The organism is Peribacillus sp. NPDC097895, assembly GCF_050277555.1.
Classification (GTDB): Bacteria; Bacillota; Bacilli; order Bacillales; family DSM-1321; genus Peribacillus.
Window position 1 is genome coordinate 175,175 of sequence record NZ_JBNNSH010000006.1, and the last position, 14,648, is coordinate 189,822.

Annotated in this window: 13 protein-coding genes; 9 read left to right on the forward strand and 4 right to left on the reverse strand. The window is 41.0% G+C overall.

Translation table 11 applies throughout. The features are described 5' to 3' along the window. Positions 1–14 precede the first annotated feature (14 nt). The gene (locus ACQKMH_RS23360) at positions 15–854 is read left to right on the forward strand and encodes a YihY/virulence factor BrkB family protein (RefSeq protein ID WP_427589747.1); all 840 of its coding nucleotides are present in this window, start codon (positions 15–17) and stop codon (positions 852–854) included. A gap of 225 nt (positions 855–1,079) precedes the next feature. Here the strand turns inward: ACQKMH_RS23360 and ACQKMH_RS23365 are convergent, their stop codons facing one another. Both ACQKMH_RS23365 and ACQKMH_RS23370 read right to left on the reverse strand, forming a co-directional pair. Beyond that, positions 1,080–2,999 carry a heavy metal translocating P-type ATPase gene (locus ACQKMH_RS23365; RefSeq protein ID WP_427589748.1) on the reverse strand — a complete coding sequence of 640 codons (1,920 nt, stop codon included), beginning with the start codon at positions 2,997–2,999 and terminating at the stop codon, positions 1,080–1,082. Between the two features lie 331 nt (positions 3,000–3,330). Beyond that, complete coding sequence (locus ACQKMH_RS23370) at positions 3,331–4,497, reverse strand: MFS transporter (RefSeq protein ID WP_427589749.1); 1,167 nt, start codon at positions 4,495–4,497, stop codon at positions 3,331–3,333. 190 nt (positions 4,498–4,687) lie between these two features. Between ACQKMH_RS23370 and cax the strand changes: the two genes are divergently transcribed. Together cax and ACQKMH_RS23380 are read left to right on the forward strand one after the other, a co-directional pair. After that, positions 4,688–5,746: a calcium/proton exchanger gene (gene cax, locus ACQKMH_RS23375; RefSeq protein WP_427589786.1), complete on the forward strand. Its 1,059-nt coding sequence runs from the start codon at positions 4,688–4,690 to the stop codon at positions 5,744–5,746. 458 nt (positions 5,747–6,204) lie between these two features. Further along, positions 6,205–7,017, forward strand: a complete 813-nt coding sequence (locus tag ACQKMH_RS23380; protein ID WP_427589750.1) for a YfkD family protein — start codon at positions 6,205–6,207, stop codon at positions 7,015–7,017. A gap of 34 nt (positions 7,018–7,051) precedes the next feature. Here ACQKMH_RS23380 and yfkAB read toward each other — a convergent pair whose 3' ends face one another. Beyond that, the gene (yfkAB, locus tag ACQKMH_RS23385; RefSeq protein ID WP_427589751.1) at positions 7,052–8,179 is read right to left on the reverse strand and encodes a radical SAM/CxCxxxxC motif protein YfkAB; all 1,128 of its coding nucleotides are present in this window, start codon (positions 8,177–8,179) and stop codon (positions 7,052–7,054) included. A 150-nt stretch (positions 8,180–8,329) separates the two neighbouring features. Here yfkAB and ACQKMH_RS23390 point away from each other — a divergent pair, with 150 nt between their 5' ends. Further along, entirely contained in the window at positions 8,330–8,518 is a 189-nt protein-coding gene (locus tag ACQKMH_RS23390) for an SE1561 family protein (protein ID WP_061143624.1), read from the forward strand. Positions 8,519–8,831: 313 nt separating this feature from the next. Beyond that, positions 8,832–10,400, forward strand: a complete 1,569-nt coding sequence (locus ACQKMH_RS23395) for a fumarate hydratase (protein ID WP_290370620.1) — start codon at positions 8,832–8,834, stop codon at positions 10,398–10,400. A gap of 48 nt (positions 10,401–10,448) precedes the next feature. On the opposite strand, the gene ACQKMH_RS23400 is transcribed toward ACQKMH_RS23395, so the two are convergent. Then, the gene (locus ACQKMH_RS23400) at positions 10,449–10,586 is read right to left on the reverse strand and encodes a hypothetical protein (RefSeq protein ID WP_230160473.1); all 138 of its coding nucleotides are present in this window, start codon (positions 10,584–10,586) and stop codon (positions 10,449–10,451) included. 111 nt (positions 10,587–10,697) lie between these two features. On the opposite strand from ACQKMH_RS23400, the gene ACQKMH_RS23405 reads away from it, so the two are divergent. From ACQKMH_RS23405 to rlmD, 4 genes are all read left to right on the forward strand, one after another. After that, entirely contained in the window at positions 10,698–10,883 is a 186-nt protein-coding gene (locus tag ACQKMH_RS23405; protein ID WP_230160471.1) for a hypothetical protein, read from the forward strand. Positions 10,884–11,239: 356 nt separating this feature from the next. After that, positions 11,240–12,025: a delta-lactam-biosynthetic de-N-acetylase gene (gene pdaA, locus ACQKMH_RS23410; protein ID WP_427589752.1), complete on the forward strand. Its 786-nt coding sequence runs from the start codon at positions 11,240–11,242 to the stop codon at positions 12,023–12,025. A gap of 120 nt (positions 12,026–12,145) precedes the next feature. Then, a complete protein-coding gene (locus ACQKMH_RS23415) occupies positions 12,146–13,030 on the forward strand; it encodes a DNA-3-methyladenine glycosylase family protein (protein WP_427589753.1) in 885 nt (294 codons plus the stop codon). After that, complete coding sequence (gene rlmD, locus ACQKMH_RS23420) at positions 13,027–14,415, forward strand: 23S rRNA (uracil(1939)-C(5))-methyltransferase RlmD (RefSeq protein ID WP_427589754.1); 1,389 nt, start codon at positions 13,027–13,029, stop codon at positions 14,413–14,415. Before ACQKMH_RS23415 ends, rlmD begins: the two co-directional genes overlap by 4 nt. Positions 14,416–14,648: the final 233 nt, after the last annotated feature.

Here is a 14,648-nt window from a genome sequence, read left to right on the forward strand (position 1 = left end):
AATGGGGTGGAGGTATGGCCAATAAAAAAGAATGGCTGAAAGGCTCATTCTTCAAGACTTTCATAAAACGGTTACAGATGGATGATGTGTCGGGACTAGCCGCACAGCTGTCATATTTCTTCTTACTTTCTCTGTTTCCGTTACTAATTTTTTTGTTCACTTTATTGGCCTATCTGCCATTTTCCCAAGAAGATATATTAAATACTGTCCGTACATACGCACCTGAAGATTCGATGAAAATCATTGAGGCAAACCTATCGGAAGTGATGGAGGCGAATGGTACTTTATTGTCATTTGGTGTCATAGGAACGATATGGTCTGCATCGAATGGAATGAATGCAATCATTAAAGCTTTTAACCATGCATATAGTGTAAAAGAAAGTCGAACTTTCTTTATTTCCCGGGGAATGTCGATTCTTCTCACTTTAGCGATGATTTTTGTTTTTATTGTCGTTTTATTGCTTCCGGTATTCGGAAAACAGGTTGGAATATTCCTATTTGCCGAAATTGGACAATCCGATGAGTTTCTAACGATTTGGAATAGACTGCGCTGGGTGATCAGTTCGCTTGTATTTTTAATTGTGTTCACGATTCTTTATTGGATAGCGCCCAACAAAAAACTGAAATGCTTAACCGTGCTACCTGGCTCTGTCTTTGCAACAGCAGGATGGTGCCTCGTTTCCTTTTTGTTTTCATTTTATGTGGAGAGATTTGCTAATTATTCCGCGACATATGGAAGCCTTGGAGGGATAATCATATTAATGGTTTGGTTTTATTTATCGGGGCTCATCATTATATTGGGCGGGGAAATAAATGCCCTTTTAAGTGAAAAGGATAATCCAGAATGTGAATGAGCTTCCTGGAGTTCCCGTAATAGCGTACAAACCTGCTGCAGATACTATTTTTGAAAAGACAACTTTGGGAGGAGTTCTTTCATGAGTAAAAAGGATGGCAGCACAAAGCAAAAAGGAAAAAAAGGTTCGAACCATAAAACATCAGGTTCAGCAAACGGTAAAAACGGATATCACTAAATGAAATTGCCATAAAAAAAGGGAGCCCTAGGGGCTCCTTTTCCATTTTTAATTTCTTAAAAGTCTTAAGCTGTTCAGTATAACAAGTATTGTGCTTCCTTCGTGGCCAATGACGCCATATGGCAGGTCTAAGAATTGAAGGAAGTTGGATGCTATCAGGATCATGATGACAGAAATCGAGAAAATGACATTTTGTTTAATGATTCGATTCATTTTCTTGGATAATTTGACGGCTTCCGCGATACGAGGCAGGTCATTCTTCATCAAAACAACATCCGCTGTTTCCAAGGCAACATCCGTTCCTTCACCCATTGCGATTCCGACAGAAGCAGTGGCCAGAGCAGGTGCATCATTAATGCCATCCCCAACCATTGCTACAGTGCCGAAGTGCTCTTTCATTTTTTTCACTTCATTCACTTTCGTCTCAGGTAGGCATTCAGCAATAAATGCATCTATATGGCTCTCCTCCGCAATCGCTTTAGCCGTTTTTTCACCATCCCCTGTCAACATGACAGTATGGATGCCCTCATTTTTCAAAGCTTCGATGGCAGCAATCGTTTCTTCACGTACAACATCTTTCAAAGTGAGTATACCGGCAATCCCTTTATCATCTTTTGCATAAACGATCGTCTTTCCTTGTTCTGCTAATGTCAGCGCAACGCCATTTTGGAATTGTTCTGCTTCATTACGACCGACGAAATCAGCTTTACCTACTTGCCAAAGTACACCATTGAAATAAGCTTGAACCCCATTACCTGAGATATCTTCCATGTTATCAGGTTTGATGATGTCCTTTTTCAATTTCGTTTTAGCATAACGAACGATCGATGTTGCCAAAGGGTGGTTTGAATAATTTTCAATGGATGCAATATGAAATAAGAAATCTTCTTCGTTTAAATCTTCGCGGATGATAACATCCGTCACTTCTGGTTTACCTTTTGTCAATGTGCCTGTTTTATCTAAGGCAATTGCCTGGAGGTTACCTAGATTCTCAAGATGGATGCCGCCTTTAAATAAAATCCCATGACGTGCACCATTTGAAATGGCTGATAGTGTAGCTGGCATTATAGAGGCCACAAGGGCACAAGGAGAAGCAACAACGAGCAGGATCATCGCTCTGTAGAATGTTTCAGTCCAGCTCCAGCCCAATACGAAATGGGGTACGAACATCATCAAGCCGACAACTGTCAATACAACTTTTACATAAGTCCCTTCAAACCGTTCAATGAACAGCTGAGATGGGGACTTTTCGCTTTGAGCGGATTGAACGAGAGTGATTATTTTTTGAAATAACGTTTCACTTGCTGGTTTGGTGATTTCCACGGTAATCGTTCCACGAAGATTAACCGTTCCGGCAAAGACTTCATCATCCAGTGATTTACTGACAGGAATGGATTCACCAGTTATGGCCGCTTCATCGATATTGGTGCGTCCGTCCGTGATTTTTCCGTCTGAAGGTACTCTTTCACCTGGTTTCACTAAAATCAGGTCCCCGATATGCAGCTGGGAAACGGATACGGTTTCTTCATATCCGTTAGTGATGCGCAGGGCTTCTTCAGGCTGTAAGTCCATAAGCGCCGAAATTTCTTTATGGCTTTTATTCATCGTATACGTTTCAAGTGCACCGCTTAAAGCGAAGATGAAAATCAATATGGCGCCTTCTGTCCAGTATCCGATGATCGCAGAACCGATGGCTGCGAAAATCATTAGCATTTCAACATTCAATTCCCGGTCAGCAATCGTATCTTCTATGCCTTCTTTTGCCTTGGCATATCCGCCAATCAGGAAAGAAGCCAAGTATATGACGATGGAGGTGGACTCCATTCCATTCTTTGAAAGAGCCCATCCGAATACTATTAATAAACCGCTGAATAATGCAGCAATAAGTTCTAAATGAGGTTTTACTTTTTCCAACCAAGAGGTTTTGCACGCAGCCGGTTGGGTTAAATGTTTAGTATCTGTAGTCATAAGATTCCCTCCCACATTCTTCTCTATTTTTGTGTAATTGATATAGATTATCATTTGCATATCGTGTAATTGAGAAAGATAATCAACGTCAAATCTCTGGATAAAATATGAAAGCTGCCATCGTAATTGCGATGACAGCAATGATTTTAGAGGTTTGTATACGTGATTCCCTTTTTGCTATTATTATATTACCACATATCCTATTCAAAAATAAAGAAGAATGATTCTAATCTAGTAAAAAATATAAAGTGCCATTTATTTCAATAAAGGCACTATTGATAAACTCCAACAAATTGAATAATAAATGGCGTTGTTCAGATAATAAACTATACTACATACCTGTTGCAGGCATTTTTTCCTTAAACCGGGCTAATGAAATAAAGACAAGGAAAAGCATGATGCTGATCATATAGAAAAAATTCCCCCCTTGTATATGTTCAATGACCAAGCCACCCAAAAATGGTCCGCCGATGCTTCCGAGACTAAAGAAGATACTGCATAACAAATTTCCTGCAGGTAAAAGATTTCGAGGCAAAAGATCTGCCATATAACTGATTCCTAGCGAGAAAGTCGAACCCAGCATCATTCCGCCAAGCATAAAGCAGATGAAAAGGCCAAGCACTGAATGGGAATAAACCCCTGCCAGTGTAAATATGATGAATCCCGAAAAAAGGATAATCAGCAAGGTTTTTCGCCGGCCCAAGCGGTCACTAACCATTCCTAGAGGAATCTGTGTAAGCAGAGTACCAGCTGAAAATGCAGGGATGATAATGGATACTGCAGTTAAGTCGATTCCGGATCGCAAAGCAAATACTGGAAAATTGCTGTTCAATGATGCTTCGAGCACGCCAAAGGTTAATGGAAGTAAAAAAGCGACCCAAGCTATGCGGTTCACTTTCGTAAACCTTTTGAGTGTGCCAAGGAATGATGTGTTTTCAGATTCATCCTGTTCAGGAAGCTCATTTCTAATTAGGAAAACCGTTAACCAAGTGAGCAGGCTAAGTACGGATGTGATGATGAAGGGCAAAGACTGATTGATTTCGAGAAGCTTCGTCATCATCGGGCCAACCATGAAGCCAAGGCTGAAAAAAAGGCCATAGATGGCAAGATTCCTTCCGCGCTTTGCTTTAGGTGAAATAGCGGTGATCCATGTCTGGGTAGCAAAGTGAAGCGTATGATCCCCGATTCCAATAAAGAAACGAAGCACGAACCAAAACCAGAATGATTTCCATACAGGAAACAAGGCAAGTGAAAGGATGACTGTCATTCCGCCAAATAATATCAATGGCTTATATCCATATTTACGGAGTGGTGCTTCCATAAAAGGAGAAATCAACAGAATCCCGATATAAAGGGACGCAGCATGAAAGCCGTTTAAGGAAGAGCTGATCCCGTCATTTTCAAAAATGATGGCAATGATCGGTAAAAGCATTCCTTGAGAAAAACCTGATATGCCGACCATAAAGATTAAAACAGTTATAAGCAATTTTTGATTCATAAATCCATGTCTCCTAAGAATTGATTACCTTGTTGATGTTACATCCTAGGAAGAGGATTAAGCAATAGAAATTTGGGTAAATATTGACAAGATGAGGAGCAATGATAAAATTTACCTTTGTCAATGTCCGAAGTTTATGTATGATAGTTTTTGTTACATAAAAAGAACATAGAAGATTGTGAGGAGAAGTATCGTGAATAAAATATTTTTGGGACTTGTCGTAATAGGTGTCCCTATATCTGTCATTGGTTCTTTATTGCATTGGCCGAGCGTAATCATGTTCATCGTATATTGCTTAACAATCATTGCACTAGCGGGCTTCATGGGCCGTGCGACGGAAAGTTTGGCGATTGTTATGGGTCCAAGGATTGGCGGGCTTTTGAATGCAACCTTTGGTAATGCAGTCGAATTGATCATATCCATCTTTTCATTGAAAGCGGGGCTGGTTGGTGTCGTATTGGCATCTTTGACTGGCTCGGTTTTAGGAAACTTATTATTGGTGGCAGGACTTTCCTTCTTTATTGGCGGAACCAAATACAAGCGGCAGAAATTTAATGTATTCGATGCAAGACATAATGCCGGTCTGTTAATCTTTGCTGTTATTGTAGCCTTCGTGATACCGGAAGTGTTCACACAAAAGATGAGTGCATCAAGCACGATGTCGTTGAGTGTCGGAATTTCCATTATTTTGATCCTGTTATATCTTGCTGCATTGTTCTTTAAATTGGTTACTCACCGCGGGGTATATCAGCATACGGAGAAAATAGAGGAACATGAAAAGGAAGAACCGGAATGGAGCAAGAAAAAGGCGATAACAATACTTGCTGTTGCTACTCTGGCTGTTGCGTACGTATCGGAAAAACTTGTCCATACGTTCAGTGAAGTGGGGGAAACCTTCGGGTGGACGGAGTTATTCATCGGTGTCATAATCGTAGCGATTGTAGGTAACGCGGCCGAGCATGCATCCGCTGTCATAATGGCCTATAAAAATAAAATGGATGTCGCTGTTGAGATTGCAGTTGGTTCCACACTGCAAGTAGCGATGTTCGTAGCACCTGTCCTCGTACTGGTTTCGTTAATGTATCCGACACATATGCCGCTTATTTTTACATGGCCAGAGCTGATTTCAATGGTTTCAGCTGTCTTTCTGATGATCATGATATCCAATGACGGGGAAACGAACTGGTTTGAAGGCCTTACACTATTAGCTGCTTACTTCATTATGGGGATTGGTTTTTACTTATTATAAGATTTCCAGACCTTCCGACTAGGAAGGTTTTTTTTATAAATAAAAATGACTCTGCTCAGGTTAGATTTAGCAGAGTCATTTCTATATTAGTAAATTACCATTCATAAGTTAATCCAAAATTTTTCATCATGCTTTTGTAAAAGTTGAGAAATATTCTAGAGTGTCACACCATCCTTTTACATCAAATTTAAGTATAGGCGAATTCGTTTTCTGTCATCCTTGAAAAGGGTGTCATGGATTGATCGATAAGCATACCTCCTGAAGTTGTAATAGGTATGAACGAGTTCGCCTCCTTTTTATAATGTAAATTTATTATAAACGATTTGTATAGAAAAGTAAATATTCTGAACTTTACAAATATATTACAAAATCGACATCGTATTGAAATGTATAGAATGTTGACTAAAAACAAAATCTATAAACAAAATGATTGAACCCTTCAAAAGGAGTGCTACAGCATGAGAAGAATTATTCTTATTACGATGATTGCCCTAATTGCCTTCATTCAGGCGAATGTAAGTTTTGCAGCCGATAAACCAAGGGATAAAGAAACACCGAATAAGGTGAATATCCCGCCTTCCGTATTGAATATAGCAAAGGAGAATACGTATCCGAACCCGACCCAGGATCTCCCGATGCTGCAGCCGAGTAAGTTTGCCCAACAATTGATTAGTTCGTCGGATATAAAAATTGAAAATCCAGAACTCATTCATATGTTGAATGAATCAGCAGTTGCAAAGGCTCCGCTTGCTTTTGGTTACAGAGCGACCATTTATCTTGGCCATTGGGCCTTGAACTATGAGTCATCAGAAACGGCTCCAAACTGGGAATACCAAAAAATCAACATGAATTACTATGATAATCGCGGCGGTGAAGTTCCATACAGGATCCGTTACGTCCAGGAAAGTCAAAAGGCAGTAAGCGGAGGTCTGACAGCGAAAATCCCTAAGTCAGAGGATGTTCAAAAAATGATGCTGTTAAAAGCCACGGAAAAGACCCATTTGCCATTGGCTTTCGAAACGATCATTGGAGGGGGTACCAAAAAAGATGAAGTATACAATGTTGCTTCAAATAGGATCGGTTACTTATCCAGTTATGCTTCCGCCGTCAATGAAAAAGGGAAGGTCACATATGGGGAAGTATATTTGAACCTAACAGGTAATAAAAGAACGATTACGATCAAAAATATCACTTCACAAGGCATCGGGGCATGGATACCGGTTCAAGACCATGTTTCCTTCAGCTTTACAGTCTCGCAGCAACCCAGGTAAAATAGAAAAACTCGCCGGATTGGCGAGTTTTTTCTCATATGATCGACTTCCTGATCTTGAAGTCTTCCTTAGGATAGTAAGCATTCTTGACAAGAACATTCGGGCCTAGACATTTTACCGCCGGGCAGTGGCAGTTCAATTCATTGGCAAGTTTTGAGTTCATCCATGTGTCATATGATTCGGTCAATGGCCGATCAATGATGTTACCTAAAGTAGGTGCATCTCCGAAATCTGTCACGATGACTTCCCCGGTGAAAATATTGACGTTTAACCGAGAGCGTCCATCAGGGTCATTCCGAACGGTCACTTTATGTGAACCATAAAGGCGTTGAAGCAGCTCTAAATCCTTTTTGTTGTTATTGCAAGGATAGAATGGCAGTGTTCCAAAAAGCATCCAGACATTTTCATCACGGATATCAAGCAAATGATGAATCGCTTCACGCATATTCTCCAATGATAACGTTTCAAGTGCCGATGCAAAGTCACTTGGATACATCGGATGAATTTCATGCCTTTGACATCCCATTTCATCGACTATCTGTCTATGGATATGCTCAAGATGCGGCAAGGTACGTTTATTAAGCATCGTTTCTGCGGAAACGAGCACACCAGCTTTTGTAAGGGCACGTGAATTTTCGATCATTTTATCAAATAATTTCTTTCGCTGTTCCCGGGACGGTTTACGATCCATCATGGCGAAGCCGATATCAATGAATTCATCGATTGTTCCCCAGTTATGGGAAATGTGCAGGACATCCAAAAAAGGGATGATTTCCTCATACCGCTCCAAATCAAGGGTCAAATTGGAATTGATCTGTGTCCGAACCCCACGGCTACGGGCATATTTCAATAAAGGCAATACATAATTCTTCACTTGTTTTCTTGATAGCATCGGTTCTCCGCCAGTTATACTGAGGGAACGAAGCAAAGGAATCTCATCAAGACGCTGAATCAGTAATTCAAGAGGAAGGGCATCCGGGTCCTTGGGCTGAAGTGTGTAACCGACAGCACAATGTTCGCAACGCATATTACAAAGAGTGGTGGTGGTGAATTCCACATTGGTCAGACTGAGCTTTCCATATTGTTCAACGTCCATATATGCTTCCCAAGGGTCATACTTGGGTGTAATTGGTGTTAAAAGATCTTGCTTGAATATAGCCATATTTATAACTCCTTACGTAATAATGCACTAACCCATTATGAACAATGGGGACAAATATTGTCAAATGGTGGAGAGCTGTATTTTTAGCTTGCCATTGCACATTCAAGCGGATTTCGTTACGATGAAAGAAGAACGGAAGGAGAGTGCCTCATGGGAAAATCCATTACAGGTAAAAACGAACAATTAACATACTTAAAAGAACGCCTCACGATGTTCATGGAGGTTCTTGATCATATCGAACCAGAAAATACTGAATTGGAAGATATAGACCGCTTAATAGGCATGTTAGATGATTTGGAAGGTAAGGTTGAACAATTCAAAACGCGCGAAGAAGAATAATATCTGTTTCGATAGTATGATTTTTTCCAGGTTAATATTCATGAAGGGATGACGAGCAAGTTAGCGTCATCCTTTTTTAGTTAGATAATCATAACCCGTAATAGGTAATGATTGGGAATGATTTCATTCTCAGGAGCCATTCTTGCCGACTTAATCCATTTTAGCCAGATTGCTTTTAACTTTAAGAAAATGAATTACTTGTTTTCGAAAGATTATGTTAGATGTATAATAAAACGGGTGTTGTATCATTCGCTCTTTATAGAGAAGTGGGGAAATGATTAAATCTAGGGGAAATAAGAGGGGGAAGAGAAATTTGGATATTCAAAAATTCCAAGAAAGCATGTACAGTCTAATCGTTGAAACTTCAACGAATCTTCCAAAGGATGTTCGTCGTGCAGTCAAAGGCGCAAAACAACGTGAAAATGCAGGTACTCGTTCTGCGTTGAGCTTGGCTACGATCACGAATAATATTACAATGGCAGACGACAATGTATCACCGATTTGTCAGGATACTGGTCTGCCGACTTTCAAAATTAAAACTCCAGTTGGCGTGAACCAACTTGAAATAAAAGAAGCAATCCGAAATGCAATCATATTAGCGACTAAAGGCGGAAAGCTTCGTCCAAACGCCGTTGACTCTTTATCGGGTGAAAATAGCGGGGATAACCTTGGGGAAGGTCTTCCAGTCATGAAATTCGATCAATGGGAAAAAGACTATATTGATGTCCGTCTCATCTTAAAAGGCGGCGGCTGTGAAAACAAAAATATCCAATACAGTCTTCCTATGGAACTTGAAGGATTGGGAAAAGCGGGCCGTGATTTGGACGGGATCCGTAAATGTATCCTTCACTCTGTGTACCAAGCTCAAGGACAAGGCTGCAGTGCAGGCTTCATCGGAGTAGGTATCGGAGGGGACCGTTCATCCGGATATGATCTGGCAAAGGCTCAACTTTTCCGCAGTAATGAAGATGTGAATCCGAATGAGGATCTTCGTAAACTTGAAGATTACATCATGGAGACAGCCAATGAATTAGGAATCGGCACGATGGGCTTTGGCGGGGAAACCACGCTGCTTGGCTGTAAAATCGGTGTCATGCACCGTATCCCGGCAAGCTTTTTCGTATCCGTTGCTTACAACTGCTGGGCTTTCCGCCGTTTAGGAGTGAAAGTGAATCCAGAAACAGGCGATATTAATGAATGGTTATATCAAGATGGTGAGAAAATCGACTTTGCTCTAGAAGCAGAAAAAGCCGCAAAGGAAGAAGTGGCAGCAGCTGTAGAAACAGACGTTGAAGCTTCCCGTGAAATCACCCTGCAAGCACCAATTACGGAAGAACAAATCCGTGAATTGAAAGTTGGGGACGTAGTCCATATTAACGGTAGAATGTATACCGGCCGTGACGCAATCCACAAGCACTTGTCTGAAAACCCAGCACCAATCGATCTCGATGGACAAATCATCTATCATTGTGGACCAGTAATGCTGAAGGACGAAGAAGGTAAATGGCATGTGAAGGCTGCGGGACCAACTACAAGTATTCGTGAAGAACCGTACCAAGGCGATATCATGAAACGATTTGGTATACGTGCAGTTATCGGTAAAGGCGGAATGGGGCCAAAAACACTAGAAGCCCTAAGCGAACACGGTGGCGTTTATCTAAACGCGATCGGCGGTGCTGCTCAATATTATGCAGACTGCATTAAATCCGTCGAAGGTGTAAACTTCACTGAATTTGGTATTCCAGAAGCAATGTGGCATCTGAACGTTGAAGGATTTACAGCTGTGGTTACCATGGATTCACATGGAAACAGCCTGCATAAAGATGTTCAACAATCATCATTGGAAAAACTTGCTCAATTCAAAGAGCCTGTATTTAAATAATAGTACGGAAAAAGACGCTCACCAATCGGTTGAGCGTCTTTTTTATCCTTAATCCTCTATATCCGGCAATGGATCAATCCTTGATGAATCCTCTAAATTCAATCCACTTTTTACAAAATGAACAAACACTCCAGCACCTAAACCAAGACAACCAATAAAACCTATGGTTATTATCCATTCCAGCATCGCATTCGCCCCCTTGCTAATGTATATGAAAAAAAAGGCGATAATTACCTCAAAAAAGTACAATCTTTTGGAACCCTCGCACATACATTAGAAGAGAAAGGGGGGATTTTCATGCAGAATAGCTATTTCTTATTCTTTATTGCCATGTTATCCGGTTTTGCTTTCATCCAACTTCCTGTAGCAAACACGATCTTCTCCGGTCTTGAAACTTTCCTAGACGTAGTCGGAATTGTAATCGTTATCATTTTCGCAATCGTCATTGTTTGGAAGGCGGCACAAGCGCTATTTAAAGGATAAAATAACATGGGGGGTCAATCCTTTTCGGAGGAAAGGCCCTTTTTTGCGTGGTGAAATCAGGTTTGTATGTTGGATTCGCACGCAAGTGGGAATCATTCGACCTAAAGCGAGAGGAATTCGACCTAAAGCGAGAGGAATTCGACCTACGGGGTTATAATTCGTCCTAAAGCGAGAAGAATTCGACCTATGGGGTTATAATTCGACCTACGGGTTGATAATTCGTCCTAAAGCGAGAAGAATTCGACCTTCGGGTTGATAATTCGACCTAAAGCGAGAGGAATTCGACCTTCACAATAACATGCATATAAATCTACATGTTCCAAACACTAAGAAAAATGGACATGGGGGATATTCCAATGAAAAAAATCGTGATTTTATCAGCTTTTATATGCTTGATCTGCTCTTTGGCAAGCCCGGCTTTGGCGGAGTCCTATAACTGGGGTTTCAATAAAGGGAAAAATGGGACACCAGCTGATGCTGGAAAAAACTTCAATGAGATGCTGCCTAAATATGATGCGATTTATAAAGGGGATACGAAGAAAAAAGCTATCTATTTAACATTTGATAACGGTTATGAAAATGGCTATACAGCACAAATTCTAGATGTTCTGAAGAAGCATAAGGCTCCTGGCGCTTTTTTCGTCACGGGTCATTACTTAAAAACGGCACCAGAGCTTGTTGTCCGTATGGCGAATGAGGGGCATATCGTAGGGAACCATTCATGGAACCATCCTGATATGACCAGTGTAACGGACGATGTCATTCGCACCGAGCTGGAGCGGGTTAAAAAAGCTACGGAAAAATTAACTGGGCAACAAGGGATGAATTACTTAAGGCCGCCCCGTGGGGTGTTTAATGAAAGAACCATGGAGGTTGCCAAAGAAGAGGGATATTACCACATCTTCTGGTCACTCGCCTATAAAGACTGGATCGTTGACCAACAAAGGGGTGCTGCGTTCGCTCATGATGAAGTGCTTAAGCAGATTCATCCCGGCGCAATTTTATTACTGCATACCGTATCCAAAGATAATGCGGAGGCAATGGACTCGATTTTGACGGATCTTGAAAAACAGGGGTACACATTCAGGAGCCTTGATGATTTAATGATTGAAAAACAATTGCCAAACCGAATGCTTTATTAATAAAAGGCGGGTCCTGCAGGGAAAATACAGGTCCCGCTTTTTTCCATTCTCCTCAATTTCAAGTAATATTTCAGGAAACATGCTATAATACGTGGAAAACTGCTAAAGGATGGATCGCTTGTGTGGACTGAAAAATTACTGGTCCAAGGACCATATAATTTCGATCTAGTTCTCGAACGATTATCGTTAGACCCACTTCAGGTAGTTGATTTTACTAACAGGACGGTAAAAGTTCCGCTATATATAGAAAAAGAACCTATCGTTTTGGAGGTTCAGGCAATAGGAAATATCGAAGAACCAGTTTTTATCATTAAAGGCCATTCGGAGGCGTACAAGCCTAAAGCAATCGAACGGTTAAAAAAGGTTTTTCATTGGCATCAACCATTAGAAGGGGTTTCCCAGCATTTCCGGGAATCCGATTTACGGGAAATCTTCGAAGAGCACCGCGGTACAGCCATAGTCTTGGACTTTGATTATTACAGTTGCCTCGTCAAATGCATTATACATCAGCAGTTAAACTTATCTTTTGCGCATACGCTCACAGAAAGATTCGTAAAAACATTCGGCCATCAGATAGATGGGGCATGGTTTTATCCGACACCGGAAACAACCGCCCAACTAAAAATCGAGCAATTAAGGGCCATTCAGTTCAGTGGCAGGAAAGCCGAATATGTGATCGGACTTTCCGAGCAAATCATTCAAGGTCATCTTAATCTTGATTTAATGGCAAACCTATCCGATCAAGAGGTTATGGATACACTAATAAAAATACGCGGGATCGGCAGATGGACGGCTGAAAACTTCCTGCTTTTTGGACTCGGACGGCCGAACCTTTTTCCAAAAGCCGATATTGGCATTCAAAATGCCTTGAAAATACTATATGGCCTACCGCAAAAGCCAACTCAAGAAGAAATGGAAACCTATAGTGTTAAATGGTCTCCATATCTAAGCTACGCTTCCCTCTATTTGTGGAGAAGCATCGAAAAACGGAGTGAAAAGAAATGACAAACATTCAAGATACAAAACTAGAAGTGAACCAAACCCTTCCACTGACCATTAAACGGCTAGGCATTAACGGAGAGGGAGTCGGATATTTCAAAAAGAAAGTCGTCTTCGTCCCGGGAGCCTTACCAGGTGAAGAAATTGTAGCATTGGTCACAAAGGTACAACCAAACTTTACCGAGGCGAAAATTAAAACCATCCGGAAAGAATCACCGCACCGCATTGCAGCACCATGTCCGGTTTACGCAGAATGCGGTGGCTGTCAGTTACAGCATTTAAGCTATAACCAGCAGCTTGTTGAAAAACGTGATATCGTCATTCAAGCGATGGAACGTCATTCGAATTTCCCGGTTTCTTCATTAAATATACAAGAAACGATCGGTATGGAAGATCCTTGGAATTACCGCAATAAAAGTCAGTACCAAGTCGGCCAAAAAGATGGTAAATTGATTGCTGGCCTTTATGGATTGAATTCCCATACACTGATCGATATCCCGAACTGCCTTGTACAGCATAAGGCAACAAATAAGGTTACACGTACAGTGAAAAAGATCCTGAAGAACCTGAACATCTCGATTTATAACGAAAGAAAAAGAAAAGGCGTAATCCGTACAGTCATCACAAGGGTAGGCTTTGAAACAGGCGAAGTGCAGGTTGTCCTTGTTACAGGAGCAGAGGAAATTCCACAAAAGGATCAGCTGCTTAAACAAATACGTGACCAACTGCCTGAAGTGAAATCAGTCGTTCAAAATATTAACAACCAAAACACGTCGCTTATCTTTGGGGAAAAAACGATTCACCTGGCAGGCGAAAAAGTCATCAACGAAACATTGGGTGACCTATCATATGAACTTTCAGCCCGTACATTCTTCCAGCTTAATCCGGTCCAAACCGTTCGCTTATATGATGAAGTGAAAAAAGCAGCAGCTTTAACCGGCACGGAAAAAGTCGTTGACGCATATTGCGGCGTTGGAACCATTGGACTATGGCTGTCTGAAAATGCCAAGGAAGTCAGAGGAATGGACGTTATTAAAGAATCGATTGAGGACGCCAAGAAAAATGCAAAAAAACATAATCGCAACAATGTATACTATGAAACAGGCAAAGCCGAGAATATCCTTCCACGCTGGACGAAAGAAGGCTGGAAACCGGACGTGCTGGTCGTCGACCCGCCAAGATCTGGCTGTGACCAATCCTTACTTCAAACAATCTTGAACGTAAAACCAAAAACCATTGTGTACGTATCTTGCAATCCGTCTACTTTGGCGAAGGACCTTCAAGAATTGAGCGCATTATACGAAGTAAAATCCATGCAGCCTGTGGATATGTTCCCGCAGACGAGCCATGTGGAGTGTGTCTCGCAACTCATTTTAAAAGAAGGCAACTAACCCTATACGGGAGTTGCCTTTTCCTTATTCTATTTGTAACGGATTAACAAATTTATATTGAATATGGTTTGGAGAGTGTTGATGAAGAATATGAATCGTCTATCACTTCCTTTAGATTTTGAAGAAGAATATACCATTCAGGACTGATTTTCGTTAAAATAAACATTGCCGATTTTTACAATAGTTTTTCACAAATTATAAATGTCCAAATGTACTTGTGTTTGATAATAAGT